The organism is uncultured Piscinibacter sp. (assembly GCF_937952055.1).
Classification (GTDB): domain Bacteria; phylum Pseudomonadota; class Gammaproteobacteria; order Burkholderiales; family Burkholderiaceae_C; genus Piscinibacter.
Map to the genome: position 1 here is coordinate 68,747 of NZ_CALFYO010000022.1, position 26,634 is coordinate 95,380.

At 68.4% G+C, this 26,634-nt stretch carries 20 protein-coding genes and 1 pseudogene; 13 read left to right on the forward strand and 8 right to left on the reverse strand.

From position 1 onward, the window contains the following. Nucleotides 1-23: 23 nt before the first annotated feature. The 3 genes from dapD to queF are packed head-to-tail and all read right to left on the reverse strand — an operon-like array spanning nucleotide 24 to nucleotide 2,490. The gene (dapD, locus tag Q0599_RS19165; RefSeq protein WP_298833018.1) at nucleotides 24-845 is read right to left on the reverse strand and encodes a 2,3,4,5-tetrahydropyridine-2,6-dicarboxylate N-succinyltransferase; all 822 of its coding nucleotides are present in this window, start codon (nucleotides 843-845) and stop codon (nucleotides 24-26) included. Between the two features lie 3 nt (nucleotides 846-848). After that, on the reverse strand, nucleotides 849-2,039 hold the full coding sequence (gene dapC / locus Q0599_RS19170) for a succinyldiaminopimelate transaminase (RefSeq protein ID WP_298833020.1): 1,191 nt from the start codon (nucleotides 2,037-2,039) through the stop codon (nucleotides 849-851). Between the two features lie 22 nt (nucleotides 2,040-2,061). Beyond that, on the reverse strand, nucleotides 2,062-2,490 hold the full coding sequence (queF, locus tag Q0599_RS19175; protein WP_298833309.1) for a preQ(1) synthase: 429 nt from the start codon (nucleotides 2,488-2,490) through the stop codon (nucleotides 2,062-2,064). A 194-nt stretch (nucleotides 2,491-2,684) separates the two neighbouring features. Here queF and smc point away from each other — a divergent pair, with 194 nt between their 5' ends. From smc to Q0599_RS19195, 4 genes are all read left to right on the forward strand, one after another. Then, nucleotides 2,685-6,200, forward strand: coding sequence for a chromosome segregation protein SMC (gene smc / locus Q0599_RS19180; RefSeq protein ID WP_298833022.1), 3,516 nt, complete (start codon nucleotides 2,685-2,687; stop codon nucleotides 6,198-6,200). Between the two features lie 13 nt (nucleotides 6,201-6,213). Continuing rightward, the gene (locus Q0599_RS19185) at nucleotides 6,214-7,269 is read left to right on the forward strand and encodes a cell division protein FtsZ (RefSeq protein ID WP_298833024.1); all 1,056 of its coding nucleotides are present in this window, start codon (nucleotides 6,214-6,216) and stop codon (nucleotides 7,267-7,269) included. Nucleotides 7,270-7,411: 142 nt separating this feature from the next. After that, nucleotides 7,412-9,469 (forward strand): NAD-dependent DNA ligase LigA, encoded by a 2,058-nt coding sequence (gene ligA, locus Q0599_RS19190; RefSeq protein ID WP_298833026.1) that lies wholly within the window; start codon nucleotides 7,412-7,414, stop codon nucleotides 9,467-9,469. Further along, nucleotides 9,466-10,242 (forward strand): NUDIX domain-containing protein, encoded by a 777-nt coding sequence (locus Q0599_RS19195; protein ID WP_298833028.1) that lies wholly within the window; start codon nucleotides 9,466-9,468, stop codon nucleotides 10,240-10,242. Before ligA ends, Q0599_RS19195 begins: the two co-directional genes overlap by 4 nt. A gap of 15 nt (nucleotides 10,243-10,257) precedes the next feature. Here the strand turns inward: Q0599_RS19195 and Q0599_RS19200 are convergent, their stop codons facing one another. Genes Q0599_RS19200 through Q0599_RS19215 form a run of 4 tightly spaced genes read right to left on the reverse strand, consistent with a single transcriptional unit; the run spans nucleotide 10,258 to nucleotide 14,877 of the window. Further along, nucleotides 10,258-11,118 carry an EamA family transporter gene (locus Q0599_RS19200; protein ID WP_298833031.1) on the reverse strand — a complete coding sequence of 287 codons (861 nt, stop codon included), beginning with the start codon at nucleotides 11,116-11,118 and terminating at the stop codon, nucleotides 10,258-10,260. Between the two features lie 4 nt (nucleotides 11,119-11,122). After that, nucleotides 11,123-12,799, reverse strand: coding sequence for a Na/Pi cotransporter family protein (locus Q0599_RS19205; RefSeq protein WP_298833033.1), 1,677 nt, complete (start codon nucleotides 12,797-12,799; stop codon nucleotides 11,123-11,125). A gap of 21 nt (nucleotides 12,800-12,820) precedes the next feature. Further along, nucleotides 12,821-13,642: an IclR family transcriptional regulator gene (locus Q0599_RS19210; protein ID WP_298833312.1), complete on the reverse strand. Its 822-nt coding sequence runs from the start codon at nucleotides 13,640-13,642 to the stop codon at nucleotides 12,821-12,823. 20 nt (nucleotides 13,643-13,662) lie between these two features. Further along, entirely contained in the window at nucleotides 13,663-14,877 is a 1,215-nt protein-coding gene (locus Q0599_RS19215; protein ID WP_298833035.1) for a GGDEF domain-containing protein, read from the reverse strand. Between the two features lie 141 nt (nucleotides 14,878-15,018). On the opposite strand from Q0599_RS19215, the gene Q0599_RS19220 reads away from it, so the two are divergent. From Q0599_RS19220 to ntrC, 7 genes are all read left to right on the forward strand, one after another. After that, nucleotides 15,019-15,834 (forward strand): TIGR00266 family protein, encoded by an 816-nt coding sequence (locus Q0599_RS19220; protein WP_298833037.1) that lies wholly within the window; start codon nucleotides 15,019-15,021, stop codon nucleotides 15,832-15,834. 59 nt (nucleotides 15,835-15,893) lie between these two features. Next, a complete protein-coding gene (locus tag Q0599_RS19225) occupies nucleotides 15,894-16,742 on the forward strand; it encodes an EI24 domain-containing protein (protein ID WP_298833040.1) in 849 nt (282 codons plus the stop codon). Continuing rightward, nucleotides 16,739-17,560 carry a molybdopterin-binding protein gene (locus Q0599_RS19230; protein WP_298833043.1) on the forward strand — a complete coding sequence of 274 codons (822 nt, stop codon included), beginning with the start codon at nucleotides 16,739-16,741 and terminating at the stop codon, nucleotides 17,558-17,560. The genes Q0599_RS19225 and Q0599_RS19230 overlap by 4 nt, the downstream gene beginning before the upstream one ends. A 225-nt stretch (nucleotides 17,561-17,785) precedes the next feature. Further along, entirely contained in the window at nucleotides 17,786-19,201 is a 1,416-nt protein-coding gene (gene glnA / locus Q0599_RS19235) for a type I glutamate--ammonia ligase (protein WP_298833046.1), read from the forward strand. Nucleotides 19,202-19,356: 155 nt separating this feature from the next. Continuing rightward, entirely contained in the window at nucleotides 19,357-19,872 is a 516-nt protein-coding gene (locus tag Q0599_RS19240; RefSeq protein WP_298833049.1) for a hypothetical protein, read from the forward strand. Then, complete coding sequence (gene glnL, locus Q0599_RS19245; RefSeq protein ID WP_298833052.1) at nucleotides 19,869-20,963, forward strand: nitrogen regulation protein NR(II); 1,095 nt, start codon at nucleotides 19,869-19,871, stop codon at nucleotides 20,961-20,963. Before Q0599_RS19240 ends, glnL begins: the two co-directional genes overlap by 4 nt. 44 nt (nucleotides 20,964-21,007) lie before the next feature. Then, complete coding sequence (gene ntrC / locus Q0599_RS19250) at nucleotides 21,008-22,486, forward strand: nitrogen regulation protein NR(I) (protein ID WP_298833055.1); 1,479 nt, start codon at nucleotides 21,008-21,010, stop codon at nucleotides 22,484-22,486. 26 nt (nucleotides 22,487-22,512) lie between these two features. On the opposite strand, the gene Q0599_RS19255 is transcribed toward ntrC, so the two are convergent. Next, entirely contained in the window at nucleotides 22,513-23,280 is a 768-nt protein-coding gene (locus tag Q0599_RS19255; RefSeq protein WP_298833058.1) for an exodeoxyribonuclease III, read from the reverse strand. Nucleotides 23,281-23,693: 413 nt separating this feature from the next. Between Q0599_RS19255 and Q0599_RS19260 the strand changes: the two genes are divergently transcribed. Together Q0599_RS19260 and Q0599_RS19265 are read left to right on the forward strand one after the other, a co-directional pair. After that, nucleotides 23,694-24,968, forward strand: a complete 1,275-nt coding sequence (locus tag Q0599_RS19260; protein ID WP_298833061.1) for a M12 family metallopeptidase — start codon at nucleotides 23,694-23,696, stop codon at nucleotides 24,966-24,968. A 106-nt stretch (nucleotides 24,969-25,074) separates the two neighbouring features. Continuing rightward, nucleotides 25,075-26,530: pseudogene (locus Q0599_RS19265) on the forward strand (IS1182 family transposase). Nucleotides 26,531-26,634 lie beyond the last annotated feature (104 nt).

The window sequence follows — 26,634 nt, forward strand, 5'->3', positions numbered from 1 at the left end:
GCGTGTGTCGTGGTGGGGCCCGTTCAGGCGCGCAGCAGTTCGTTGATGCTGGTCTTGGCACGCGTCTGCGCGTCGACGCGCTTGACGATCACCGCGCAGTACAGGCTGTACTTGCCGTCGGCGCTGGGCAGGCTGCCGCTGACCACCACCGAGCCGGCCGGGATGCGGCCGTAGCTCACCTCGCCGGTGGCACGGTCGTAGATCTTCGTGCTCTGGCCGATGTACACGCCCATCGAGATGACCGAGTTCTCTTCGACGATGACGCCCTCGACCACTTCCGAGCGCGCGCCGATGAAGCAGTTGTCCTCGATGATCGTCGGGTTGGCCTGCAGCGGCTCGAGCACGCCGCCGATGCCGACGCCGCCGGACAGGTGCACGTTCTTGCCGATCTGTGCGCAGGACCCCACGGTGGCCCAGGTGTCGACCATGGTGCCTTCGTCGACGTAGGCGCCGATGTTCACGTAGCTGGGCATCAGCACGACGTTCTTCGCCAGGTACGAGCCACGGCGGGCCACGGCCGGCGGCACGACGCGCACGCCCGAGGCACGCATGTGCTCCTCGTCGAGGTGCGAGAACTTGGGCGGCACCTTGTCGAAGAAGGCCAGGTCGCCGGCATGCATCGGCTTGTTGTCGTTGAGGCGGAAGCTCAGCAGCACCGCCTTCTTGATCCACTGGTTGACCGTCCACTGGCCGACACCTTGTCGTTCGGCCACGCGCAGGCGACCGGCGTTGAGATCGGCGATGACCTGCTCGACCGCCTCGCGCACTTCGGGGCTGCTGGCCGCGGTGATGCTGCCGCGGTTCTCCCAGGCGAGGTCGATGATGTTCTGCAGTTGTTGGCTCATGGCTCAGCGGGCTTGGATGAAGGAAACGATGCGTTGCGCGGCTTCGAGGCACTCGTCGACGCCGGCCACCAGGGCCATGCGCACGCGGCCGGCGCCGGGATTGATGCCGCCGGCTTCGCGGGCGAGCAGGCTGCCGGGCAGCACGGCCACATTGTATTGAGCGAGCAACTGCAGCGCGAAGGCTACGTCGTCCCCGCCCGGCACGCGCGCCCAGAGGTAGAAGCCGGCGTCGGGCAGCGCGACATCCATCACGCGCGCGAGCAGCGGAGTGACCTGGGCGAACTTGGTGCGGTACAGACCGCGGTTCTCGACGACATGCGCCTCGTCGTTCCAGGCCGCGATGCTGGCGGCCTGCACCACCGGGCTCATCGCGCTGCCGTGGTAGGTCCGATAGAGCAGGAAAGGCTTGAGGATCGCGGCATCGCCGGCGACGAACCCCGAGCGCATGCCCGGCACGTTGGAGCGCTTGGACAGGCTGGTCAGCGCGACCAGCCGGCGGAAATCGCTGCGGCCGAGCCGGGTAGCGGCCTCCAGCGAGCCCAGCGGCGGCTCGTCGCGAAAGTAGATCTCCGAGTAGCACTCGTCCGAGGCGATGACGAAGCCGTGGCGGTCGCTCAGATCGAAGAGCATCTTCCACTCCGCCAGCGGCATCACCGCGCCGGTCGGATTCCCCGGTGAGCAGACGTAGAGCAACTGCGTGTGCGCCCAGACCTCCGCCGGCACGCTGGCCCAGTCGGGGGCGAAATTGCGCGCCGGGTCGCTGTTGGCGTAGTGCGGCTGGGCCCCGGCGAGCAGCGCCGCACCCTCGTAGATCTGATAGAAGGGATTGGGGCAGACGACGGCGGCGCCGGGTTTCGTCGGGTCGATCACCGTCTGGGCCAGCGCGAACAGCGCCTCGCGCGAGCCGTTCACCGGCAGCACCTGCGTGTTGGCGTCCAGCGCCACGCCGTAGCGGCGCTGCACCCAGGCCGCGCAGGCCTGGCGCAGCGCGGGCTCGCCCGCGGTGGCCGGGTAGCTGGCCAGACCCGCGAGGTGGCCGGTCAGCGCGCGCTTGATCAGTTCCGGCGTCGCATGCTTGGGCTCGCCGATGCCCAGGCCGATCGGTGCGAGCGCCGGATTGGGCGTGATGCCGCGCGTCAGCTCGCGCAGTCTCTCGAACGGGTAGGGGTGCAGGCGCGCGAGGAGCGGGTTCATCGGCGAATTATCGATGCCTGCCTCACAGCAGGCCGGTCTGTGCCGGGTGCGCCGGCAGGTCTACGCGGGGCCGGGGTTTCCAGCCCTTCTTGCGGTGCTCGGCGACCACGTTGGTGTAGATGCCCCCGCGCACGTACCACTTGGCGGTGATGCGGATAAAGCGCGGCGCCGTGGCCGCGACGATGTCGTCGAGGATGGTGTTGGTCACTTTCTCGTGGAACGCCCCCTCGTCGCGGAAGCTCCAGAAGTACATCTTCAGGCTCTTCAGCTCGACGCACAGTTTGTCCGCGATCATGTCGATGGTGAAGTGCGCGAAGTCGGGCTGGCCGGTCAGCGGGCAGTGGCAGGTGAACTCGGGCACCTGGAACTGGATGACATAGTCGCGCTCCGGCGCCGGATTCTCGAAGACGTGCAGTTCCCTGCTCGGCGCGCTGGGTGGATTGGGCGGCATCGGACGCTGCCTGAGCGGCGGCTGGGCGGGGGTCTTCTTGGCCATGGCGGACACGTCTGGAGAGGGATTGCGCGGGGCCGCGATGCTATCATCCCGCCCCGAAGAGGACCCGCGGCAGCGCGGGTTTTCTCATATGAATCAAGGACTTGGCGAAAGTCTCCGAACTTCGACGCCGAGCAGTCACCCGCTCTCCCATGCGCCTGAACTCGATCAAGCTCTCCGGCTTCAAGTCGTTCGCCGAGCCGACCAACTTCCAGTTGCCCGGGCAATTGGTCGGGGTGGTGGGCCCCAACGGCTGCGGCAAGTCGAACATCATGGATGCGGTGCGCTGGGTGCTGGGCGAGAGCAAGGCCAGCGAACTGCGCGGCGAGTCGATGCAGGACGTGATCTTCAACGGCTCGGGCAACCGCAAGCCGGCGAGCCGCTCCAGCGTCGAACTGGTGTTCGACAACGCCGACGCGCGCGCCGGCGGCCAGTGGAACCAGTTCACCGAGATCGCCGTCAAGCGCGTGCTGACGCGCGACGGCACCAGCAGCTACTACATCAACAACCAGCCGGTGCGCCGCCGCGACGTGCAGGACGTCTTTCTCGGCACCGGCCTGGGCCCGCGCGCCTACGCCATCATCGGCCAGGGCACGATCAGCCGCATCATCGAATCCAAGCCCGAGGAACTGCGCCTGTTCCTCGAGGAAGCCGCCGGCGTCTCCAAGTACAAGGAGCGCCGCCGCGAGACCGAGAACCGGCTGAAGGACACGCGCGAGAACCTGGTCCGGGTCGAGGACATCCTGCGCGAGCTGACCAGCAACCTCGACAAGCTGGAGAAGCAGGCCGAGGTGGCGCAGCAGTACCGCAGCCTGCAGCAAAGCGGCGAACTCAAGCTGCACCAGCTTTGGTTCCTCAAGCACCGCGACGCGGCCAGCGAGGAAGAGCGCGTCAAGAAGGCGGTGCTCGAGGCCACCAACGCGCTCGAGGCGCGCCTGGCCGAACTGCGCCAGGGCGAGGCCGAACTGGAGACGATCCGCCAGGCGCACTACACCGCCAGCGACGAACTGCACGGCGCGCAAGGCCTGCTCGCCGAGGCAGCGCTGGAGGTCAGCCGGCTGGAGGAACGCATCCGCTATGTCGTCGAGGGCCGTGCGCGCGTCGAGCAGCGCCTCGCCGAGCTGAAGGCCGGCAGCGAACAGTGGGACGAGCGCCGCCGCGAGGCCGAGGATGAACTCGGCCAGATCGCCGAGCAGATCGCCGCCGCCGAAGAGCGGGGCGAGGTGCTCGCCGCGCAGGCCGAGGAGCAGGCCGGCAATCTGCCGACGCTGGAAGACGCGGTGCGCGCCGCGCAGGCCAGGAGCAACGAGCAGCGCAATGTGGTGGCCCAGGTGCAGCAGCAGATCCAGCTGCTGGCGGCCGAGAGCCGAAACATCGACGAGCAGCGCCGCCAGTTCAACACCCGTCGCGAGCGGCTCGTCGCCGAGAAGCAGCAGCTCGCCGCTCCCGACACGCAGCGCCTGGCCGAGCTGAAGCAGCAGGCCGAGGTGGCCGACGAAGCGCAGGCGACCGCCGACGCGAGGCTGCACGAACTGGGCGAACAGGTGCCGGCGCTCGACGAGGAGCGCCGCACGAAGCAGGAGCAGGTCAATGCCGAGTCGGCCAAGCAGGCCGATCTGAACGCGCGCCTCGATGCGTTGCGCGCCCTGCAGGAGAAGGTGCAGACCGAGGGCAAGCTCAAGCCCTGGCTGGCCAAGCACGGCCTGGACGGCCTGCAGGGTCTGTGGACCAAGGTGCACATCGAGCCGGGCTGGGAGACGGCGCTGGAGTCGGCGCTGCGCGAGCGGCTCAACGCGCTGGAGGTCGGCCGTGTCGAAACCGTGCGCGCCTTCGCCGACGACGCGCCACCGGCCAAGCTGGCCTTCTACACGCCGCCGAATGCCTCCATCGCCAATACCCACCAGACGCTGCCGCGCCTGTCCGACCTGCTGCGGCTGGGCGACGCCGGGCTGAAGGCACTGCTGAACGACTGGCTGGAGGGTGTCTACACCGCACAGAACCTCGACGAGGCGCTCGCCGCGCGCGGCAAGCTGACGCACGGCGAGGTGATCACCACGCGCGAGGGCCATCAGGTCAGCCAGTTCGCCGTGGCCTTCTACGCGCCGGACTCCGAGCAGGCCGGCATGCTGGCGCGCGCGCAGGAGATCGAGAACCTGGAGCGCCAGCTGCGTGCACAGGCGCTGATTGCCGACGAAGCGCGCAGCGCCCTGGTGCGCGCCGAGGCGGCCTACACCGAGGCCTCGCAGCGCCTGGTCGGCGTGCGCCGCGATGCCGCCGAGGCGCAGACGCGCGCCCACCAGTTGCAGGTGGACCTGCTGCGCCTGTCGCAACTGGCCGAGCAGACCAGCACACGCCGCGCGCAGCTCGACGAGGAGCTTGCCGAGCTCGACGGACAGCTCGACGAGCTGAACGAGCGCCGCGCCACCGGCGAGGCGAGGTTCGAGGAGCTGGACATGCAGCTCGCCACCACGCAGGAGCGCCACGCCGAGCTGGACGAGGACGTGATCGCGGCAGAGCGCAAGCTGTCCGAGGCGCGTGAGCAGCTGCGTGCGCTGGAGCGCCAGAGCCAGGAGGCGCAGTTCCATGCTCGATCGCTGGCGGCGCGGCGTGGCGAGCTGCAGCGCGGCATCGAGACGGCGGTGGAACAGGTGGCGGCCAATCAGTCGTCGGCCCAGCAACTGCAGGACGAGCTGGAGCGCCTGACGGACGCCGCCGCGCAGGCCGGACTGCAGACCGCGCTGGCACTCAAGCTGGAGCGGGAGGCGGCGCTCGGTGCCAAGCGCAGCGAATACGACGACCTGACGCTGCGCATGCGGCGCGCGGAGGAGCAGCGCCTGTCGCACGAGCAGAGCCTGCAACCCTTGCGCGAGCGCATCACCAAGCTGCAACTGGAAGAACAGGCGGCGCAGCTCGGCGGCGCACAGTACCTCGAGCAACTGACGGCCGCCAACGTCGACTTCGAGGCGCTGGCGAAGGGCATCGAGGAGAACGGCGTCAGGCTCCAGGGACTGCAGGGCGAGATCGACCGCATCAATCGCGAGATCAACGCACTGGGCGCGGTGAACCTCGCTGCGCTCGACGAACTCACCGCGGCGCGCGAGCGAAAGACCTTCCTCGACGCGCAGAACGCCGACCTCACCGATGCGATCCGGACGCTGGAGGACGCGATCCACAAGATCGACCTGGAGACGCGCGACCTGCTGGGCAACACCTTCAACCAGGTCAACGAACATTTCGGCCGCATGTTCCCGTCTCTGTTCGGCGGCGGCAACGCGAAGCTGGTGATGACCGGCGACGAGATCCTCGATGCCGGCGTGCAGGTGATGGCGCAGCCGCCGGGCAAGAAGAACAGCACCATCCACTTGCTCTCGGGTGGCGAGAAGGCGCTCACCGCCATTGCACTGGTGTTCGCCATCTTCCAGCTCAACCCGGCGCCGTTCTGCCTGCTCGACGAGGTGGATGCGCCGCTGGACGACGCCAACACGGAGCGCTACGCCAAGCTCGTCAAGGAGATGGCGCAGGGCACGCAGTTCCTCTTCATCAGCCACAACAAGATCGCCATGGAGATGGCCGAGCAGCTGATCGGCGTGACCATGCAGGAGCAGGGCGTGTCGCGCATCGTCGCCGTGGACATGGAAGCGGCGGTCAGCATGGCCGAGGCGGCCTGAAGGTGCACCGGCCATGAGCCTCACCGTCGCGCTCGCCTTGTTCGGTGCGGCGGTGCTGGCGGCGATGGCCGCGCATGCCTATTGGCAGTCGCGCAGGGCGCAGCCGAAGAGGGTCGTGCCGCCCGCACCGACTCAGCCGCGCGAGCCGGTGCTCGTCGACGTCGCGTCCGAACCAGGCCTGCAGTCGACCGATGCCGCCGCGGATTCCGACGGCACGGTCGCCGAGGTGCGTCCGCCGCGCCGCAGCGTGCCGCGCGTCGATGCGCTGATCGACGCCGTGGCCACGCTCGGCGTCGAGGGTCAGATCAGCGGCGAGATGGCGATCTCCCACCTGCCGCCGACGCGTCGCGCAGGCAGCAAGCCCTTCTTCATCGAGGGCCTGAACGTGTTCAGCAAGGAGTGGGAGCCGCCGGCCGCCGGCCAGCGCTACGGCGAGTTCCAGGCCGGGGTGCAGCTCGCCAACCGCAGCGGCGCGCTCAACGAGATCGAGTACTCCGAGTTCGTGCAGAAGGTGCAGGCCTTCGCCGACGCGATCGGTGCGATGGCCGACTTCCCCGACATGCTGGAGGTGGTCGCACGGGCCCGCGAGCTCGACGCTTTCGCCGGCGATCACGACGCCCAGCTCGCGGTGCACCTGCGTTCCCGCTCGGTGGCCTGGAGCGTGGGCTACATCCAGCAGCACGCTGCCCGGCACGGTTTCGTGGCCGGCATGGTGCCGGGGCGCCTGGTGCTGCCGGGAACGGAGGAGGGGGCTCCGCCGGTGCTGACGCTCGCCTTCGACTCTCAGGCGGCGCTGGCCGACGACCCCAATCAGGCTGCGCTGCGCGACGTGACGCTGAGCTTCGACGTGCCGCAGACCGATGCGGCCAGCGAGCCCTTCGTCGCCTGGCAGGCGAGCGCGCAAGCGCTGTCGCTGGGCATGGACGCGGCGATCGTCGACGACAACGGCAACCCGCTCGGTGCCGAGAGCTTCGCGGTGATCGGCGGCGAGCTGACGCGGCTGTACGAGGAGTTGGCGTCGCGCGACCTCGCTGCAGGGTCGCCCGCCGCGCGTCGCCTGTTCAGCTGAGCCGCCGGAGCGAGGCGCCCGTGAAGGTGCACAGCGCAGGCGGCTCGCCTCAGGCCGGCGCCGGCCGGCTTCGCCGGGCCTTCGCTCTGGCCTGAATCCCGCGGGCGCCCGGGGCGCAACGCGGCTGGTCGACAATCGCGGCATGCGTTCCCCCGATCCTTCCGTCCGCGCTGCCGAACTGCGCCGGCTGCTGCATCACCATGCGCACCGCTACTACGTGCTCGACGCGCCGGAGATCCCCGACGCCGAGTACGACCGCCTGTTCCAGGAACTGCAGGCCATCGAGGCGGCGCATCCCGAGTTGCTGACGACCGACTCGCCCACGCAGCGTGTGCTCGGCAAGGTGCTGGAGGGCTTCGAGCCGGTGCGGCATGCGGTGCCGATGCTGTCGATCCGCACCGAAACCGACACGGAGGCCTCGGGGGCGATCGCCTTCGACGCGCGCGTGCGCCGCGAGCTGGAGCTTCCGGAAGACGCCCCGCCGGTGGAGTACGCCGCCGAACTGAAGTTCGACGGCCTGGCGATCAACCTGCGCTACGAGGGCGGCGTGCTGGTGCAGGCGGCCACGCGCGGCGACGGCGAGACCGGCGAGGACGTGACGCAGAACATCCGCACCATCGGCCAGATCCCGCTGCGCCTGGAGGACGTCGACGCGCCCGTGCTGGAGGTGCGCGGCGAGGTCTACATGCGCCGCGACGATTTCGAGGCACTCAACGAACAGCAGCGCGCGAAAGGCGAGAAGACCTACGTCAACCCGCGCAACACCGCCGCCGGCGCGGTGCGCCAACTCGATCCGGCGGTGACCGCGTCGCGGCCGCTGAGCTTCTTTGCCTACGGCGTGGGCGAGGTGCAGGGCTGGCCCATGCCGGCCACGCATGCGGCGCTGCTCGATGCGCTGCAAGCGATGGGCGTGCCGGTGTGTGCCGACCGCGCCGTGGTGCGGGGCGCGCCGGGCCTGGTCGAGTTCCACCGCACCACCGGCGAGCGGCGCGATGCGCTGCCGTTCGACATCGACGGCGTGGTCTACAAGGTGAACTCGCGCGCGCTGCAGCAGCGCCTCGGCTTCGTTTCGCGCGAGCCGCGCTGGGCGGTGGCGCACAAGTACCCGGCGCAGGAGCAGATGACGGTGCTGCGCGACATCGACATCCAGGTCGGCCGCACCGGCAAGCTCACGCCGGTGGCCAAGCTGGAGCCGGTGTTCGTCGGCGGCACGACGGTGAGCAATGCCACGCTGCACAACGAGGACGAGACGCGGCGCAAGGACGTGCGCATCGGCGACACGGTGATCGTGCGCCGGGCCGGCGACGTCATTCCCGAGGTGGTGGGCGTGGTGCTGGAGCGGCGTCCGGCCGACGCCGGCGAGCCCTTCGACCTGTACAGACGCCTGGGCGGGAAATGCCCTGTCTGCGGCAGCGACATCGCGCGCGAGGAGGGCGAGGTCGACTGGCGCTGCAGCGGCGGCCTGTACTGCCCGGCACAGCGCAAGCAGGCCATCCTGCACTTCGCGCAGCGTCGCGCGATGGACATCGAGGGCCTGGGCGACAAGCTGGTCGATCAGCTCGTCGACGCCGGCATCGTGCGCACCCTGCCCGAGCTGTACACGCTGGGCCTGGCCAAGCTCGCCGCGCTGGAGCGCATGGGCGAGAAGAGCGCGGCCAACCTGCTTGCAGGCCTGGCCAAGAGCAAGGACACCACGCTGGCGCGCTTCCTCTACGGCTTGGGCATCCGCCATGTCGGCGAGACCACGGCCAAGGACCTGGCGAAGCACTTCGGCCGCCTCGACGGCCTGATGGATGCCAGCGTCGAGCAACTGCTCGAGGTCAACGACGTCGGTCCGGTGGTGGCGCAGAGCATCCGGACCTTCTTCGACCAGCCGCACAACCGCGAGGTGGTGGAGCAGTTGCGCTCGGTGGGCGTGCGCTGGGCGGAGCACGATGCGCACCACGCCGACGTGGCGCCGAAGCCGCTGGCGGGCAAGACGCTGGTGCTGACCGGCACGCTTCCCACGCTGTCGCGCGACGAGGCCAAGGAGCTGATCGAGGAGGCCGGCGGCAAGGTCAGCGGCTCGGTGTCGAAGAAGACCCACTGCGTGATTGCCGGCAGCGAAGCCGGCAGCAAGCTCGACAAGGCGCGCGAGCTGGGTGTGGCGGTGCTCGACGAGGACGGGCTGCGCGCGTTGCTCGCGGGAGGCGCAGCGTGAACGATCCGCAGTGGCTGGAGGAATTGCGGCGGCGTGCCGCGCAGGCGCCGCTGGTTCCGCGCGAGCCGCTTCGGCTGGGCAGGGTCGAGATCGGCTCGATCGAGCCGGCCATGGGCCAGCGCATGGCCGAGGCCGGCTTGCCCCTGCATACAGCGGCGGGCGCCTGGCAGATCGGCTCGCACGATGACGAGGCGCTCGCCGAGCTGGCGCACTGGCTGCGCGGCCAGGGTCTGGCAAGCCGCTGGCGCGACGAACTGCTGCCGGTGATCGATGCCGAAGGCCGGCGACAGGGCGCCATCGAGCGGGCCGCGGTGCGTCCGCTGGGCATCACCACGCACGCGGTGCATCTGGTCGGACGACACGCCGACGGGCGCTTCTGGGTGCAGCAGCGCGCCTTCGACAAGGCCACCGACCCGGGCTTGTGGGACACGATGGTCGGCGGCCTGATGGCGGCCGACGAGACCGTGGCGCGGACGCTGGAACGAGAGACCTGGGAAGAGGCCGGTCTGCGCCTGGCCGAACTCGATGTGCTGCGGCCGCTCGGCCACCTGCAGATCCGCCGGCCGGTGGCCGAGGGCTACATGGTCGAGCGCGCGACCTTGTTCCAAGCCGTTGTGCCGCGCCGCCTGCAGCCGGCCAACCAGGATGGCGAAGTGGCCGGTTTCTCCTGCATCGACGCCGATACGCTGCGCGACGGCATCGCCGCCGGCCAGTTCACGCTGGAGGCGGCGCTGATCCACGCCCATGCGCTGGAGATGGATGCGCGGCGCTGAGCCCGGACGCGCCATTCAGGCCAGCCGCAACGCCACCACGCCTGCCACCACCAGCACCGTGCCCGCGGCGCGCATTGCGCCGAAGCCTTCCTTCAGCCACAGAGCACCCAGCGCCGCAGCGAACAGCACGGAGGTCTCGCGCAGGGCGGCAACCACCGCCACGGGCGCCTGCGTCATCGCCCACAGGGCGATCGCATAGGAGCCGAACGATGCGGCCGAGCCGGCCAGCGCGAGCCGCCAGCGGCTGCCCATGTAGTGCAGCGCTGCCTCGCGCTGGCCGGATCGGCGCCACATCACCAGGGCGAAGTAGGGCAGCCCCTCGAAGAGGAACAGCGTGGCCACGTACGACGCCGCGTGGCCGGCGGCGCGCACGCCCAGCCCGTCGATCACCGTGTAGAGCGCGATGATCGCCGCGTTCGCCAGCGCATAGCGCAAGGCCTTGGCCGGATGGCCTCCCACCGAGCCGCGCGACAGGCCGATGGCGATCACGCCGGCGCTCACTGCCAGCACGCCCGCCCAGGCGGCGGGCGGCAGGGGCTCGCCGATCACCGCTGCGCTTGCAGCCGCGACCAGCAGCGGTGCGAGGCCGCGCATCACCGGGTAGGTCAGACCCAGGTCGCCGTGCCTGTAGGCGCCGACGAGGGCAACGTAGTAGGCCAGGTGCACGACCATCGAGGCGGCGAGATAGGGCCAGGCGTCTCGCGGCGGCAGGCCGACGACGGCCACCACCGGCAGCGCGATCACCAGCCCCAGGCCGTGGATCAGCGCGGTGTCCAGCGCCTTGTCGCTGCCGCCCTTGATGAGTGCGTTCCACGAGGCGTGCAGCAGGGCGCCGCACAACACGGCGGCCAGCACCGGCCAGGCGAGCGTGCCCACGGCGTCAGCGCTTGTCTTCGTCGACGCTCAGCTCGGCGAGCTTGGAGTGGCGGATGCGCGTCTGCGACAGCACGCCGGCCGAGTCGAGAATGGGGTAGGCGATCGAGCAGATGTGCGAGTTGATTCGCTTGAGGTCGCTGATCAGGTCGAGGTGCAGCGAGCTCGTCTCGATGCTCTGCGCGGTGTTGTCCTGCAGCCGCGCGATGTGGCTGGCGGCGTACTCGCGCTCCAGGTCGCGGAAGCGCGCCTTCTCCTCGAGCAGCTTCTTCGCGTCGCGCACATGGCCGTCGAGGAACACGCTCATGCCCAGGCGCAGGTTGGCCAGCAAGCGCTCGTGCAGATGGCTGATCTCGGCCAGGCCGGCTTCCGAGAAGCTGCGGCTCTTGCGGATCTTCTTGTCTTCCACGTCCTGCAGCACGCGCTCGATGACGTCGCCGATCTGCTCCATGTTGATGGTGAAGGACAGGATGTCGGTCCACCGCCGGCTTTCCCGCACGGACAGCGCCTCGCGCGAGATCTGCGTGAGATAGAACTTGATCGCCGAGTACAGCTCGTCGACGGCGTCATCCATCTTGCGCAACTGCTCGGCAAGCACCAGGTCGTTGTGGCGGATCACCGGCAGGATGCCGCGCAGCATGGTCTCCACCACGTCCGCCTGATGCAGCGCCTCGCGTGCCGCGCAGCTGATCGCCAGCGAAGGCGTGGCCAGCGCCGAAGGGTCGAGGTGGCGCGGGCGGCTGGCGTCGGCGCCCAGTGCCGGCTCGGGCAGCACGCGCTCGACGAGCCGGCCCACACCGCCGGTGAAGCTGATGAAGAGCAGCGCCAGCATCACGTTGAAGCCGAGGTGGAACCACACCACCTGCTCGTGCACCGACGCGCCGGTCAGCTGCAGCCAGACATGGGCCTGCGGCAGCAGCGGGATGGCGATGGCCGCGCCCAGGCCCTTGAACATCAGGTTGCCCAGCGGCAACCGCCGCACTTGCGGCGAAGCACCACTGGTGGCGAGCAGCGCCAGGAAGCCGCTGCCGAGGTTGGCGCCCAGCACCAGGCCCAGCGCCACGTTGGCCGGCACGATGCCCGAGCTCGCCAGCGTGGCGGTGAGCAGCACGATGGCCAGGCTGGAGTAGGACAGCACGGTGAGCGCCGCGCCGACCACGATGTCCAGCAGCACCTCGTTGGGCAGCGAGGCAAGCAGCGCGCGTACGGCCGGCGATTCGGTCAGCGGCGTGGTGGCGTCGACGATCAGCCGCAGCGCCAGCGTGATCAGCCCCAGGCCGATGAGCACGCGCCCGACGCGGCCCACGCCGGTGTCCTGTCGCGTGGTGAACATCACCACGCCGGCGAAGATCAGCAGCGGCGACAGCCACGACAGGTCGAACGAGAAGATCACCGCCATCATCGCGCTGCCGACGTCGGCACCGAGCATCACCGCCAGCGCCGCGCTGCTCGCCACCAAGCCCTTGCCGACGAAGCTCGCGACGATCAGGCAGGTCGCGGTGGCGGACTGCACCAGGCTGGTCACGCCCAGCCCGGCGAACATGGCGCTGAGCCGGTTGCTGAAGCTGCGCGACAGGATGCCGCGCAGGTTCTCCCCGGCCACCCGCAACATGCCGGTGCGCACGAGGTGCGTGCTCCACACCAGCAGGGCGATGGCGGCGAGCAGGTTGAGCAGGTGGATCAAGAGGGCTCCGCGGATCTGCGTTCAGGGCTTCATCTGCAGCATTTGCGAGATCTGCGCCGCTGCCGACCGCAAACGCGGCAAGAACTGCTCGACCATGCTGTCCGCTGAGGTGCGCGCCGCCTGGCCGCTGACGTTCATGGCCGCGATGGCGCGGCCGGCGCGGTCGCGGATCGGCACCGACAGCGACACCAGGCCCTCTTCGAGTTCCTGGTCGACGACGCACCAGCCCTGCCGGCGAACCCGCGCCAGCTCCGCCTTCAGCGCGTCCGGGTCGGTGATCGTCCTGGCGGTGTGCGCCTGCAGCGGGTGGCGTGCCAGCAGCGCGTCGAGGGTCGCCTCGTCCAGCTCCGCCAGCAGCGTGCGCCCCATCGATGTGCATGCTGCCGGCAGCCGGCTGCCGATGCCGAGATTGATGCTCATGATCTTGTGGGTCGGCACGCGCAGCACGTAGACGATGTCGGCGCCGTCAAGCACCGCGGCCGAGCACGATTCCTTCACGTCCTCGACCAGACTCTCCATCACCGGTTCGGCCAGATTCCACAGCGGCTGCGACGACAGGTAGGCGAAGCCGAGGTCGAGGATCTTCGGTGTCAGGCTGAACTGGCGCCCTTGGCTGCGCACGTAACCCAGACCTTCCAGCGTGAGCAGGATGCGACGCGCGCCGGCGCGCGTCAGGCCGGCACGCTGCGCCACCTCGGTGAGCGTCTGCTGCGGCGCCCTGGCATCGAAGGAGCGGATCACGGCCAGGCCGCGCGCGAAGGACTGGACGTAGCTGTCGCCGGGGCGCGGACGTTCGTCGGCAGGCGCGGGCAGGGTCGCGGACTCGGGCATGCGCCAGTCTATCGTCCCGGCCAGGTGGGGATTCAGAGGCTGGTCAGGCCGAGCGAGCGGCTTTCACCGAACTCCGGCTGGGCCTCCATGCCGAAGGCCGGCACGGCGCGGCTGCGGCCTTGCCGCTTGGCCTCGTAGAGCGCCTGGTCCGCGCGCCGCAGCGCGTCGTCGAGGGATTCGCCGGGATGCAGTTGCACCACGCCGAAGCTCAGGCTCAGCGGCGCGAGACTCGGCGCCACCTGGCGATCGCCCAGGCGCGCGACGATGCGTGCCGCGACGGTCATGGCGTCGTCCACGCCCGTGTCGGGCAGCAGCACCGCGAACTCGTCGCCGCCCAGTCGGCCGGCCACGTCGGGCGCGCGCAGCGAGTCGCGCACACAGCGGGCCACCTGGCGCAGCGCCTCGTCACCGCTGGCGTGGCCGAGCAGGTCGTTGATGCGCTTGAAGTGGTCGATGTCGAACATCATCAGCGCACAGGGCTGCACAGGGCCTGCGGCCAGGGCCTGGCCGGCCAGCTCGTGGAAGTGCCGGCGGTTCGGCACGCGGGTGAGCATGTCGATGTCGGCGAGGTAGCGCAGCTTGCGGTGCAAGGCACGCAGGTTGGTCTCGTTGCGCTCGTTCGTCAGCATCAGCGCCAGGTAGACCATGACCAGCGACGAGGCCACCACGACCAACCCGCTGGCCAGCAGCACCTCCTGGGCGGCCGCGCTCTCGCCGCGGCCGATCAGAGCGAGCGCCAGGCGCGCCAACTGGACCGCCGCGGCCGCGAGGTCGATCACGACCAGCAGCTTCATCGCCACGCTGCGGCGCGTCTCTGCCATGCGCCAGACCATCGCGGCGCTGTAGGCGTGCAGCGCGCAGGCGCCGCCGGCGAAGGCGGCCACGCGCGCCGCCAGCGAGGCCTGCGCCGCCCAGGTGGCCAGCCAGACGAGGTAGGCCAGCGCGAGCAGCAACCAGTCCATCGTCGATGGCACCCGGCTCGGGCGTCGCAGGCAGAAGTGGCGCATGCCGGCGAGCACGACCACCGGCCACTGCAGCAGCAGCAGATTGGCCAGCGGCAGCACTCCGGGCGTGACCCCGCGGAACAACTGCAGCAGGCAGCCCAGCGCCAGCAGCCATTGCGCCAGCACCCACCAGCCGAAGCCGCGGTAGGTGCGCTGCGTGCTGCCATACAGCGTCATCACGGTGGCCGAAGTGGCCACCGCGGCGACGCAGACAGTCAGCAGGGTGGGCAGGTGCAGGTTCATGTCGCACGACGGACCGGTCGAATTCTGGCGCGTCTGCCTGATGCGTGGGTTAACTCTTTGGGGGGGTAAAGCTAGGGATTGGCCGGAGTCGGTAGCATCTCGCCCATTTTTCGGGTGGCTCACATCGAGGAGAGGCAGAACATGGCCATGGACGTGGTGGATTTCGAGATCAGGGGTTCGGAGATGCAGTTCGTCGAGGTCGAACTGGATCACGGCGAGGCGGCGGTCGGCGAGGCCGGCAGCCTGATGTTCATGGACGCTGGCATCCAGATGGACACGGTGTTCGGCGATGGCGGCCCGCAGCAGGGCGGCTTCTTCGGCAAGCTGCTCGGGGCCGGCAAGCGGCTGGTGACGGGAGAGTCGCTGTTCACCACCGTCTACACCAACCAGTCGCCCGGCAAGCAGCGCGTGGCCTTCGCCGCGCCGTACCCGGGCAAGATCCTGCCGATGGACCTGCGCCAGCTCGGCGGCACGCTGATCTGCCAGAAGGATGCCTTCCTGTGCGCCGCGCGCGGCGTCTCGCTGGGCATCCACTTCCAGCAGAAGCTGTCGGTCGGCTTCTTCGGTGGCGAAGGCTTCATCATGCAGAAGCTGGAGGGCAACGGCCTGGCCTTCGTGCACGCCGGTGGCACCGTGGTGCGGCGCGAACTGCAGGCCGGCCAGACGTTGATGGTCGACACCGGCTGCATGGTGGCGATGACACCGGAGGTCAACTTCGAGATCCAGTATGTCGGCAAGATCAAGACCGCGCTGTTCGGCGGCGAGGGCCTGTTCTTCGCCAAGGTGAGCGGTCCGGGCACGGTGTGGCTGCAGAGCCTGCCGTTTTCCCGCTTGGCCTCGCGCGTCTTCGCGGCAGCGCCGCAGACCGGTGGCGGTGGGCGCGGCGAGGGTTCGGTGCTCGGCGGATTTGGCGCCGGGGGCCTGCTCGGCGGCGTGCTCGGCGGCGACGACGAGTAGATCGCCCTCCCGGCGACGGCGCGGGATGCGCGCCAGGACGCTGGGCTATCCTCGACCGCATGCGCCTGCTCATCGACTCCTTCTGGCGTGCCGCCGCCTACTGTCTGCACCCGCGCGTCATCGCACTGTCGGTGCTGCCGCTGGTGCTGATGGTGGTGGCGGCGCTGGGGCTGGGCTACCTGTTCTGGGACCGGTCCATCGACGCGGTCAACGCGACGCTCGAGAGCTGGTCGCTGGTCACTTCTTTCTTCACCTGGCTGGAGCGCTTCGACCTGGGCGGGCTCAAATCGGCGCTCGCACCGCTGATCGTCGTCTTCCTCGCCACGCCGGTGATCGTGGTCGTGTCACTGCTGTGCGTCGCCGTGCTGATGACGCCGTCGATGCTGCACCTGGTGGCCGAGCGGCGCTTTCCGGCGCTGGAACTGCGCCATGGCGGCTCGTGGTGGACCGGCACGCTGGGCGCGCTGGGCGCCTCCGTGGTGGCCCTGTTGGCGATGCTGATCTCGTTGCCCCTGTGGCTGGTGCCGCCGCTGGTGCTGGTGATCCCACCGCTGATCTGGGGTTGGCTCACCTATCGTGTGCTGATCTACGACGTGCTTTCCGAGCACGCCAGCCGAGCGGAACGCCACGAGATCGTGCGACGCTACCGACCCATGCTGCTGGGCATGGGCGTGCTGGCCGGCTACCTGGGCGCGGCGCCCAGCCTGGTATGGGCCTCGGGCGTCATGTTCGTCGCGCTGGCGCCGGTGCTGGTGCCGGTGGCGATCTGGATCTACACCCTGGTGTTCGCCTTCGCGGCGCTGTGGTTCGCACATTTCGCGCTCGCCGCGCTGGAGAGGCTGCGCGCTGAAGCCATCGCCCCCGCGCCGGCGCCTTCGCCCGCCATGGAGATGCTGCCTCCGCCATGAACTTCGGTCTGATCATCATCGGGGACGAGATCCTCTCCGGCAAACGCGCCGACAAACACCTGCCCAAGATCATCGAACTGCTCGAGGCGCGTGGACTCGGCCTGGCCTGGGCACGCTACGTGGGCGACGACCCCGGGCGCATCACCGCCGACCTGCGCGACGCGTTCGCCGAGGCCGAGCGGGGCGACGTGGTGTTCTCCTGCGGCGGCATCGGCGCGACGCCGGACGACCACACGCGCCAGTGCGCCAGCCGTGCGCTGGGCGCACCGCTCGCGCTGCATGCTCAGGCTGCCGAACTGATCCGCGAGCGCATGCAGGACATCGCGCGCGAGCAGGGTCTGCCCTACGAGCCGGACCGGCCCGACAACGTGCACCGGCTCAACATGGGCGTGTTCCCAGAGGGCGCGCGCCTCATTCCCAATCCATACAACAAGATCGCCGGCTTCAGTCTGCACCCCGGTGGGGGCGAGGGCGGCGTCTTCTTCGTGCCGGGCTTCCCGGTGATGGCCTGGCCGATGATCGAGTGGGTGCTCGACACCCACTGCGCGAAGGCGCATCGGCGCGTGGCCACGCGCGAGAAGTCGGTGATCGTGTTCGGCACGATGGAGGCGACGCTGACGCCGCTGATGTTGGCAATCGAGGCGCGCTTCCCCGGCATCAAGGTGTTCAGCCTGCCCAGCGTCGACCATCCGCAGTGGGGCCGCCACATCGAGTTGGGCGTGAAGGGGGCCGAGCAAGCCCTCGATGCGGCCTACGCCGAACTGCTCGGCGGTTTGGCCGCCCATGGCGCGCAACTCGGCCCTGAGTTGGTGCGTTGATTTCGGCAAGGACCGCACCAAGCCAGTGCGTCTGATGGCACCGGAATGGGTCTTCCCCTCCGCCGGCGTGGTGCATGCCTACAGGACCGACCACGGGGCGTGGCGGAGGTCGTTGGCATGCCTTCTGCTACATTCCTGTGCGCTTTTCGGGCCCCGCGCCCATCTCGCAGGGTTCCGACCCGAATACTCGACCAATCCCACAAGCAGACTGCCAGGAGATCTTTGATGGCCAAGACCGTCGCCGACGTGATGAAGATGGTGAAGGAGAACGAGGTCAAGTTCGTCGACTTCCGCTTCACCGATACCCGCGGCAAGGAGCAGCACGTGTCCGTGCCTGTCTCCGCCTTCGACGAAGACAAGTTCAGCTCGGGTCACGCCTTCGACGGTTCCTCGATCGCCGGCTGGAAGGGTATCGAGGCTTCCGACATGCTGCTGATGCCGGACCCGAACACCGCCAACATCGACCCGTTCTACGAGGAGCCGACGCTGATCCTCACCTGCGACGTGCTCGAGCCCAGCGACGGCAAGCCCTACGAGCGAGACCCGCGCTCGCTGGCCAAGCGCGCCGAGGCCTACATGAAGTCCTCCGGTCTGGGTGATGCCGCCTACTTCGGCCCCGAGCCCGAGTTCTTCGTCTTCGACAGCGTGCGCTGGCAGGTCGACATGTCGGGATGCTTCGTGAAGATCGAGTCCGAGGAAGGGGCCTGGAACACGGGCAAGGACTACGAGCATGGCAACAGCGGCTATCGCCCGGGCGTCAAGGGCGGCTACTTCCCGGTGCCGCCGGTCGACAGCGGCCAGGACCTGCGCTCGGAGATGTGCCTGATCCTCGAGTCACTGGGCATCCCGGTCGAAGTTCACCACCACGAAGTGGCCAACGCCGGTCAGATGGAGATCGGCACCAAGTTCAGCACGCTGGTGCAGCGCGCCGACTGGCTCCAGCTGCAGAAGTACGTGATCCAGAACGTCGCGGCTGCCTACGGCAAGACGGCGACCTTCATGCCCAAGCCCATCGTCGGCGACAACGGCTCGGGCATGCACGTGCACCAGTCGGTGTGGAAGGACGGCAAGAACCTCTTCGCCGGCGACGGTTATGCCGGCCTGTCGGAGTTCGCGCTGTTCTACATCGGCGGCATCATCAAGCACGCCCGTGCGCTGAACGCGATCACCAACCCCGGCACGAACAGCTACAAGCGGCTGGTGCCCGGCTTCGAGGCTCCCGTGAAGCTGGCCTACTCGGCCAAGAACCGCTCGGCCTCGATTCGCATTCCGTACGTCGCGAACCCGAAGGGCCGCCGCATCGAGGCGCGCTTCCCGGATCCCACCGCCAACCCGTACCTGGCCTTCAGCGCGTTGCTGATGGCCGGCCTGGACGGCGTGGAAAACAAGATCCACCCCGGCGAGGCCGCCACCAAGGACCTGTACCACCTGCCGCCGGAAGAGGACGCGAAGATCCCGACCGTGTGCCACAGCCTGGACCAGGCGCTGGACTACCTCGACAAGGACCGTGCCTTCCTGACCAAGGGCGGCGTGTTCACCGACGCCTACCTCGACGCCTACATCGAGCTGAAGATGCAGGAAGTGACGCGCTTCCGCATGACCACCCACCCGGTGGAGTTCGACATGTACTACGCCCTGTGAGGTTTTCACGCGGCGCAGAAGGGACGGCCTTGGCCGTCCCTTTTTTCTGGAACTTCTCTCTGCTTTCGATGCACCGACCCTGGGCGACAATTGCCCCACGACCCCTGTCGGCCGCGGTTCCCTTTGCGGCGTTGGGCAGGCAAGGAGTTCCACGCATGCACCGAATCCGTTCCAGCCTCCTGGCCCTGCTGGCTGTACCCGCGCTGTGGCCGGCATCGGCCGCGGCGCAAGGCACCACCGTCTACCGCTGCCCGGGCAACGTGTACACGAGCAGTGCCGACATCAGCGCGAAGGAAGCGGAGGCCAAAGGCTGCAAGGTGCTGGAAGGGGTGCCGATCACCGTGATCCAGGGTGCGCGGCCGCGCACTGCGTCACCCGTGCCTGCCGCTGCCAGCAACCAGCGCCCGGCCGATGCCAAGGTCGATCCGGCGCAGCAGCGTGCCCGCGACGGCGATGCCCGCCGCATCCTCGAGTCCGAACTGAAGAAGGAAGAAGAGCAACTCGAGCAGATGCGCAAGGAATACAACAACGGCGAGCCCGAGCGGCGGGGCGACGAGCGCAACTATCAGAAGTATCTCGACCGCGTCGCCGAGATGAAGTCCGCGATCGCGCGCAAGGAGAGCGACGTCGCCGCGCTCAAGCGTGAGCTGGCCAAGCTGCCGCCATCGTGAAACTTGCTGCGCCGCTCGCCCATGCCGACGACGCGGCACCGTACGCCGCCTTCGACCACCTCGCGACCATGGTCGCGGTGGTCTCGCCGGAGGGGCACTGCATCTTCGCCAATGCCTCCTTCGAGAACGTGCTCGGCCTGTCGCGCCGAAGCGTGCAGCGCGGTTCGCTGTTCGACTGGTTCGTCGATGCGGACATGCTGCGCGAGACCGTGGCGGCGGTGGCGCGCAACGAGTTCTCCACCAGCCGCATGGAGGCACTGTTGCGCCGCCCCGCGCATGGCGCCGCCGATGCGCTGCCGGTGCACGCGATCGTCAATCAGATGGACGGCACGTCGCACCTGCTGCTCGAGCTGGTGGAGATCGAGCAGCAGACGCGACAGGATCGCGAGGAGCGCGCACTCGGCCAGGCCCGTGCGAACAAGGAACTGATCCGCAATCTCGCCCACGAGATCAAGAACCCGCTGGGCGGCATCCGGGGTGCGGCGCAGCTGCTCGAGATGGAAGTCGAGAGCCGCGCGCTGACCGAGTACACGCAGGTCATCATCAACGAGGCCGACCGGCTGCAGGCGCTGGTCGACCGCCTGCTCGCACCGCACCGCAAGCCGCACGTGGTCAGCGACGTCAACATCCACGAGGTCTGCGAGCGCGTTCGTTCTCTGATCATGGCGGAGTTCCCGAAGGGGCTGCAGGTCGAGCGCGACTACGACGTGTCGATTCCGGACTTCCGGGGCGACCGCGAGCAACTCATTCAGGCGGTGCTCAACATCGCTCACAACGCCGCACAGGCGCTGGCCGAGCGCATCGTTGCCGGGGACGCCATGATCATCCTGCGCACGCGCATCGCGCGGCAGGTCACCCTGGGCAAGCAGCGTTATCGTCTGGCACTGGAATTGCATATCGAGGACAACGGCCCGGGCGTGCCGGAGTCCATCCGAGAGCACATCTTCTACCCGCTGGTGTCCGGGCGCGAAGGGGGCTCGGGGCTTGGACTCACGCTCGCGCAGACCTTCGTGCAGCAGCACCACGGCACGATCGAATGCGAGAGCGAACCGGGCAGGACGCTGTTCAAGATCGTGATACCGCTGCCCTGAGCCGCCGCGACGAAGCGGCAGAGGGTGGCCACCACAGGCAGGGCATGAAACCCATCTGGATCGTTGACGACGACCAATCCATCCGCTTCGTGCTGGAGAAGGCGCTGGCGCGCGAGGAACTCGCGGTGCGCAGCTTCACCAATCCGCGGGACGTGCTCGCCGCGATGGAGGACGAGGAGCCGCAAGTGCTGGTGTCCGACATCCGCATGCCCGGCGGCTCGGGCATCGAGCTGCTCACCAAGGTCAAGGAGCGCCACCCCGGCCTGCCGGTCATCATCATGACCGCCTACTCCGACCTCGACAGCGCGGTGAGCGCCTTCCAGGGCGGCGCCTTCGAGTACCTGCCCAAGCCCTTCGACGTGCCCAAGGCGGTCGAGTTGATCCGCCGCGCCGTCGACGAGAGCCTGCGGGAGGAAGTGCGCGACGCGGCGCAGTCGCAGATGCCCGAGATGCTCGGCCAGGCGCCGGCGATGCAGGACGTGTTCCGCGCCATCGGCCGGCTCAGCCAGAGCGTGGTCACCGTGCTGATCACCGGCGAGTCGGGCACCGGCAAGGAGCTCGTCGCCCATGCGTTGCACAAGCACAGCCCGCGCGCCAGCGGCCCCTTCGTTGCCATCAACACCGCGGCCATCCCGAAAGACCTGCTCGAGTCCGAGCTGTTCGGCCACGAACGTGGTGCCTTCACCGGCGCGCAGACCACCCGTCGCGGTCGCTTCGAGCAGGCCGACGGCGGCACGCTGTTCCTCGACGAGATCGGCGACATGCCTTTCGATCTGCAGACGAGGCTGCTGCGCGTGCTGTCGGACGGCCAGTTCTACCGTGTCGGCGGGCACAACCCGATGCGCGCCAATGTGCGCGTGATCGCCGCGACGCACCAGAACCTGGAGGACCGCGTCAAGCAGGGCGTGTTCCGCGAGGACCTGTTCCACCGCCTCAACGTGATCCGGCTGCGCCTGCCGGCCTTGCGCGAGCGTCGTGAGGACGTGCCTGCGCTGGCCCGCTTCTTCCTGCAGAAGAGCGCGCGCGAACTGGGCGTGGAAGCCAAACGCATCACCGATGCGGCGCTGGCCAGGCTGATGAGGTTCGACTTCCCCGGCAACGTGCGCCAGCTCGAGAACATCTGCCACTGGTTGACGGTGATGGCTCCGGCGCAGGTGATCGAACCCAAGGACTTGCCGCCCGAACTGATGGGCGAAGCCGCACCATCTGCGTCCGCGCCGGTTGCGGTGGTGGCCGCAGAGCCGGCCGTGGCGTCCGCGGCGCCGGCGCTGCCGGAGCCCGCCCCGCCCATCGCGGTCGCCGCAGGCAGCGACTGGCTCGCCGGCCTCGAGCAAGAGGCTCGTCAGTTGCTGAGGGCCGGCTCGCCCGAGGTGTGGGACGCGCTGACGCGCAAGTTTGAGGCGCGCATGATCCACACAGCCCTGGACATCACGCGCGGCCGGCGCATTGAGGCGGCGCAGAAGCTGGGCATCGGCCGAAACACGATCACGCGCAAGATCCAGGAACTCGGCCTGGACGACTAGTCCCCCACCGGTCGCTCGGCCCCGGATCAGTCGGACAACTCGACGGTCACGGGCGCGTGATCGCTCGGCCGTTCGTTCTTGCGCGGCAGCTTGTCGATCGAGCAGGCGCTGACCTTCGGCCTGAGCGCGTCGCTGACGAGGATGTGGTCGATGCGCAGACCCTGGTTCTTGCGGAACGCGAGGTTGCGGTAGTCCCACCAGCTCCAGCTCTTCGGCGGCTGCTCGAAGAGGCGGAAGGCATCGTGCAGCCCGAGCGCGACGAGCGAGCGGAACTGCTCGCGCTCCTCGGGCGTGCAGTGGATCTGTCCGGCCCAGGCGACCGGGTCGTAGACGTCACGGTCCTCCGGTGCGATGTTGAAGTCACCCAGCAGAACGAGCTGCGGATGGACGACGAGTTCGCGGGCCAGCCAGGCGCGCAACGCGTCGAGCCAGCGCATCTTGTAGGCGAACTTGTCGGTGGCCGGTGCCTGGCCGTTGGGAAAGTAGGCGCCGATCACACGCAGGCCGTCCACCGTCGCGGCGATCACACGGGCCTGGTCGTCGTCGAAGCCCGGAATGTTGCGTACCGTGTCGGCGGCCTGGCGACGGCTGAGCAAGGCCACGCCGTTGTAGGTCTTCTGCCCGAACCACTGCGCACGGTAGCCGGCTGCTTCGAGTTCGGCCTGCGGAAACTTGTCGTCCGTGAGCTTGGTCTCCTGCAGCACGATGGTGTCGACCGGGTTGGCGACGAGCCAGTCGAGCAACTGCGGCAGCCGTACGGCGAGGGAGTTGACGTTCCAGGTGGCGAGCCGCATGTCTCTGAAGATGAGTTGTGGGTCAGTGGGCCGCGGGACTGCACCGTGTGCCGGCTACGCGCTTGGCTGCATGTCATCGCATCGGCTCATTGTGCCCGCCATCACCCTGTCAGCACCAGGCGCCTGCAGGTCCGGCGCGCCGCCGGTCCGCTCGCCCCTTGTCGTGGGCCACGCTGCTACGTACCAGTCGCGCGAAGCAGGCGGGCATTCACCGATCGACCGGGAACAAGGCCCGACAGTGCGGCGGTGAACTGAGCATCGCTGCGGCCATCCTGCGAGCGTCATCGAGAGGACCCCACGCACCTGGGGATGCAGGCCAGGGCGCCGCCGCGGGCGCCTGCGCGTGGCCGGGCGCTGCAGACGGTTGAACCTCGTGGCACATCGGGCAGCAGTCGCTGGCGCGGCCGCTGTCGGTGCAGCGCATCCCAGCCCGCAACCTGATTGATATGCCTCAACATCGTGCTCTGTGCTCCCCTTATCGAAGGATGGTGGCGCGGGCCGATCGGACTAGGCTGCGGGCCCCCACGTTGAAGGAGCAAGCCATGGCCCGCATCTCCGCTGCAAAGAAGACGGCTCCGGCCGCCGCCGAAGACAAGGCACCGCGCTACACCCACCGCTACTGCAACGCCCGCCCCACCATGCCGCGCGAGTTCGGGCCCGGCGTGAGCGCCGACCGCGCACGTGCCATCAATGTCATCGGCGACAAATGGGTGAACGGCACCGAACTGAGCTACTACTTCTTCGATCAGCCGACCGACGGCCAGAACGTCACATTCGCCGACGGCAGTACCCAGTTCATGCCCTGGGCCGGAGCTGAGACGCAGAAGGCGCAGGTGCGCAAGGCCTTCAAGGCATGGGCCGATCTGGGCATCGGGCTGACGTTCAAGGAGGTGGCCTCGCGTGACCAGGCAATGGTGCGCATCGACTTTCAACAGGGCGACGGCGCCTGGTCGTACGTGGGCCGCGCCATCCTGGACATCGGTGCCGACCAGCGCACGATGAACTTCGGTTGGAACCTCACCGGCGACCTGGACACCCCGATCCACGAGATCGGCCACACGCTGGGCTTCGAGCACGAGCACCAGAACCCGTTCGCCGGCATCGTGTGGGACGAAGAGAAGGTGTATGCCGCGTTGGCCAAGCCGCCCAACAGCTGGAGCCGCCAGAAGACCTTCTTCAACATCATTCGCAAACTCGACGAATCGCAAGTGCAGGGCATCGAGTGGGACGCCAACTCGGTGATGCACTACCCGTTCGAGGCCGGCCTGATCAAGGTGCCCGAGAGGTTCCGGACCCAGGCGCTGCAACCGGCGGGCGGCCTCTCGGCGCGCGACCAGACTTATGTAAAGCAACTCTACCCGGCCCTGGGTCCGGTGGCCGGCTTCCCGGAGTTGAAGTTGCTGGAATCGCGCAAGCTCAACATCGCCGCCGGCCAGCAGGTGGACTTGCGCCTGCTGCCCGCACGCAGCCGCAACTATGAGATCAAGACCTTCGGCACCTCCGACGTGGTGATCGTGCTGTTCGAGGACGTGAACGGCGAGATGAAATACCGCGGCGGCGATGATGACAGCGGTGAGGACCGCAACGCTTACTTGAAGCTGCGCCTGTCGCGCGGCAAGAAGTACGTGCTGCGCCTGCGCCTGTACTACGCCGATCATGCCGGCGAGACCGCGGTGATGTGGTGGTGAACTGACTCCAAACTGGCCCTCCAGCAGTGCCCGGTCGTGGCCGAGCCTGTGTGAAATCTCCCCTCGCATCGCCTAGATTGAAGCAACTCCGCCCGGGAGGTTGCACATGGGTCGATTCGTCGAAGGCGAGCAGCGAAGCCAGGTGACGCTGCTGCCGCAGTGCCTGGACGACTTGATTGCCGAGGACAACCCGGTGCGCGCGGTCGACGCCTTCGTCGAGGAGCTCGACCTTCGCGCACTGGGCTTCGACGGCGCCGCCCCGGCGCAGACCGGACGGCCGTCGTACCACCCGGCAGTCCTGCTCATGATCTACGTCTATGGCTACCTGAATCGAATCCAGTCCAGCCGAGGCCTGGAACGCGAAGCCCAGCGCAATGTCGAGCTGATGTGGTTGACGGGCCGTCTGGCCCCGGACTTCGAGACCATCGCGGACTTCCGGCGCGACAACGGTGCGGGCATCCGCAACGTGTGCTGCCGCTTCGTCGTGCTGTGCCGCGAGCTCAATCTGTTCACGCAGGCCACCGTGGCCATCGACAGCAGCAAATTCAAGGCCGTCAACGGCCGCGACCGCAACTTCACGCCCGCCAAGATCGACAAGCGCCAACAGCAGATCGACGAGAGCATCCGGCCCTACTTGGCCCCGCTCGACACGGCCCATCGCACCCTGCCGCTGCTGGAGTTCGCGCCCCGGGCCGCGAGTTGAAGGTCAAGATCGCGACCTTGCGCGCCCAGATGCGCCGTATGGATCGGATGCGGGACAAGCTGAAGCAGCAACCCGACGAGCAGCTGTCGCTGACCGACCCCGATGCCCGTTCGATGATGTCGCAGGCCAAGGGAACGGGCCTGGTGGGCTACAACGTGCAGACCGCGGCCGATGCCAAGCACCACCTGATCGTCGCGCACGAGGTCACCAATGTCGGACATGACCGGGCGCAACTGAGCAAGATGGCGCTAACCGCACGCGAGGCGATGGCCAAGCCCGGATTGCGAGCCTACGCGAACCGCGGCTACTTCAACGGACCGGAGATCAAGGCCTGCGATGACGTCGGGATCCAGGCCTTCGTGCCCAAGCCAATGACCTCCAACGCCAAGGCCGAGGGACGCTTCGGCAAGGCTGACTTCATCGACATCGCGCGGGACGACGAATACCTGTGTCCTGCAGGGCAGATCGCCATCTACCGGTACACACGAGAAGAGAACGGACTGCAGATCCACCGCTACTGGAGCAGCGCCTGCCCCGAATGCCCGATGAAGCGTCGGTGCACACCGAGCGACTACCGACGCATCTCGCGCTGGGAGCACGAGCACGTGCTGGATGCCATGCAGCGCCGGCTCGACCGGCAGCCCGATGCGATGACGCTGCGACGAAGCGACGCAGCACCATCGAGCACGTCTTCGGCACGCTGAAGCACTGGATGGGGACGACGCACTTCCTCATGCGCGGGCTCGAGCACGTCGACACCGAGATGAGCCTGCACGTGCTGGCTTACAACCTCATGCGGGTCATGCAGGTGTTGGGTATTGCCAGAACGCTGAAGGCGATGCGAATGGCGGGGGCTTGAGCCTTCGAAGCTCATTGGCGCCGCCGCAAATGAGGCGCCGAGATGGCAAAAGCTGACTCGCGTACTGGATGCCTCGGCGACGGGCAATGCAATAGCCGAGTCAA

Coding starts and splice junctions, on each gene's coding strand:
- smc (WP_298833022.1), top strand. CDS start 2,685: ATGCGCCTGAACTCGATCAAGCTCTCCGGCTTCAAGTCGTTCGCCGAG.
- Q0599_RS19185 (WP_298833024.1), top strand. CDS start 6,214: ATGAGCCTCACCGTCGCGCTCGCCTTGTTCGGTGCGGCGGTGCTGGCG.
- ntrC (WP_298833055.1), top strand. CDS start 21,008: ATGAAACCCATCTGGATCGTTGACGACGACCAATCCATCCGCTTCGTG.
- queF (WP_298833309.1), bottom strand. CDS start 2,490: ATGCCGCCCAATCCACCCAGCGCGCCGAGCAGGGAACTGCACGTCTTC.
- glnA (WP_298833046.1), top strand. CDS start 17,786: ATGGCCAAGACCGTCGCCGACGTGATGAAGATGGTGAAGGAGAACGAG.
- ligA (WP_298833026.1), top strand. CDS start 7,412: ATGCGTTCCCCCGATCCTTCCGTCCGCGCTGCCGAACTGCGCCGGCTG.
- Q0599_RS19230 (WP_298833043.1), top strand. CDS start 16,739: ATGAACTTCGGTCTGATCATCATCGGGGACGAGATCCTCTCCGGCAAA.
- dapD (WP_298833018.1), bottom strand. CDS start 845: ATGAGCCAACAACTGCAGAACATCATCGACCTCGCCTGGGAGAACCGC.
- dapC (WP_298833020.1), bottom strand. CDS start 2,039: ATGAACCCGCTCCTCGCGCGCCTGCACCCCTACCCGTTCGAGAGACTG.
- Q0599_RS19240 (WP_298833049.1), top strand. CDS start 19,357: ATGCACCGAATCCGTTCCAGCCTCCTGGCCCTGCTGGCTGTACCCGCG.
- Q0599_RS19215 (WP_298833035.1), bottom strand. CDS start 14,877: ATGAACCTGCACCTGCCCACCCTGCTGACTGTCTGCGTCGCCGCGGTG.
- Q0599_RS19220 (WP_298833037.1), top strand. CDS start 15,019: ATGGCCATGGACGTGGTGGATTTCGAGATCAGGGGTTCGGAGATGCAG.
- Q0599_RS19255 (WP_298833058.1), bottom strand. CDS start 23,280: ATGCGGCTCGCCACCTGGAACGTCAACTCCCTCGCCGTACGGCTGCCG.
- Q0599_RS19225 (WP_298833040.1), top strand. CDS start 15,894: ATGCGCCTGCTCATCGACTCCTTCTGGCGTGCCGCCGCCTACTGTCTG.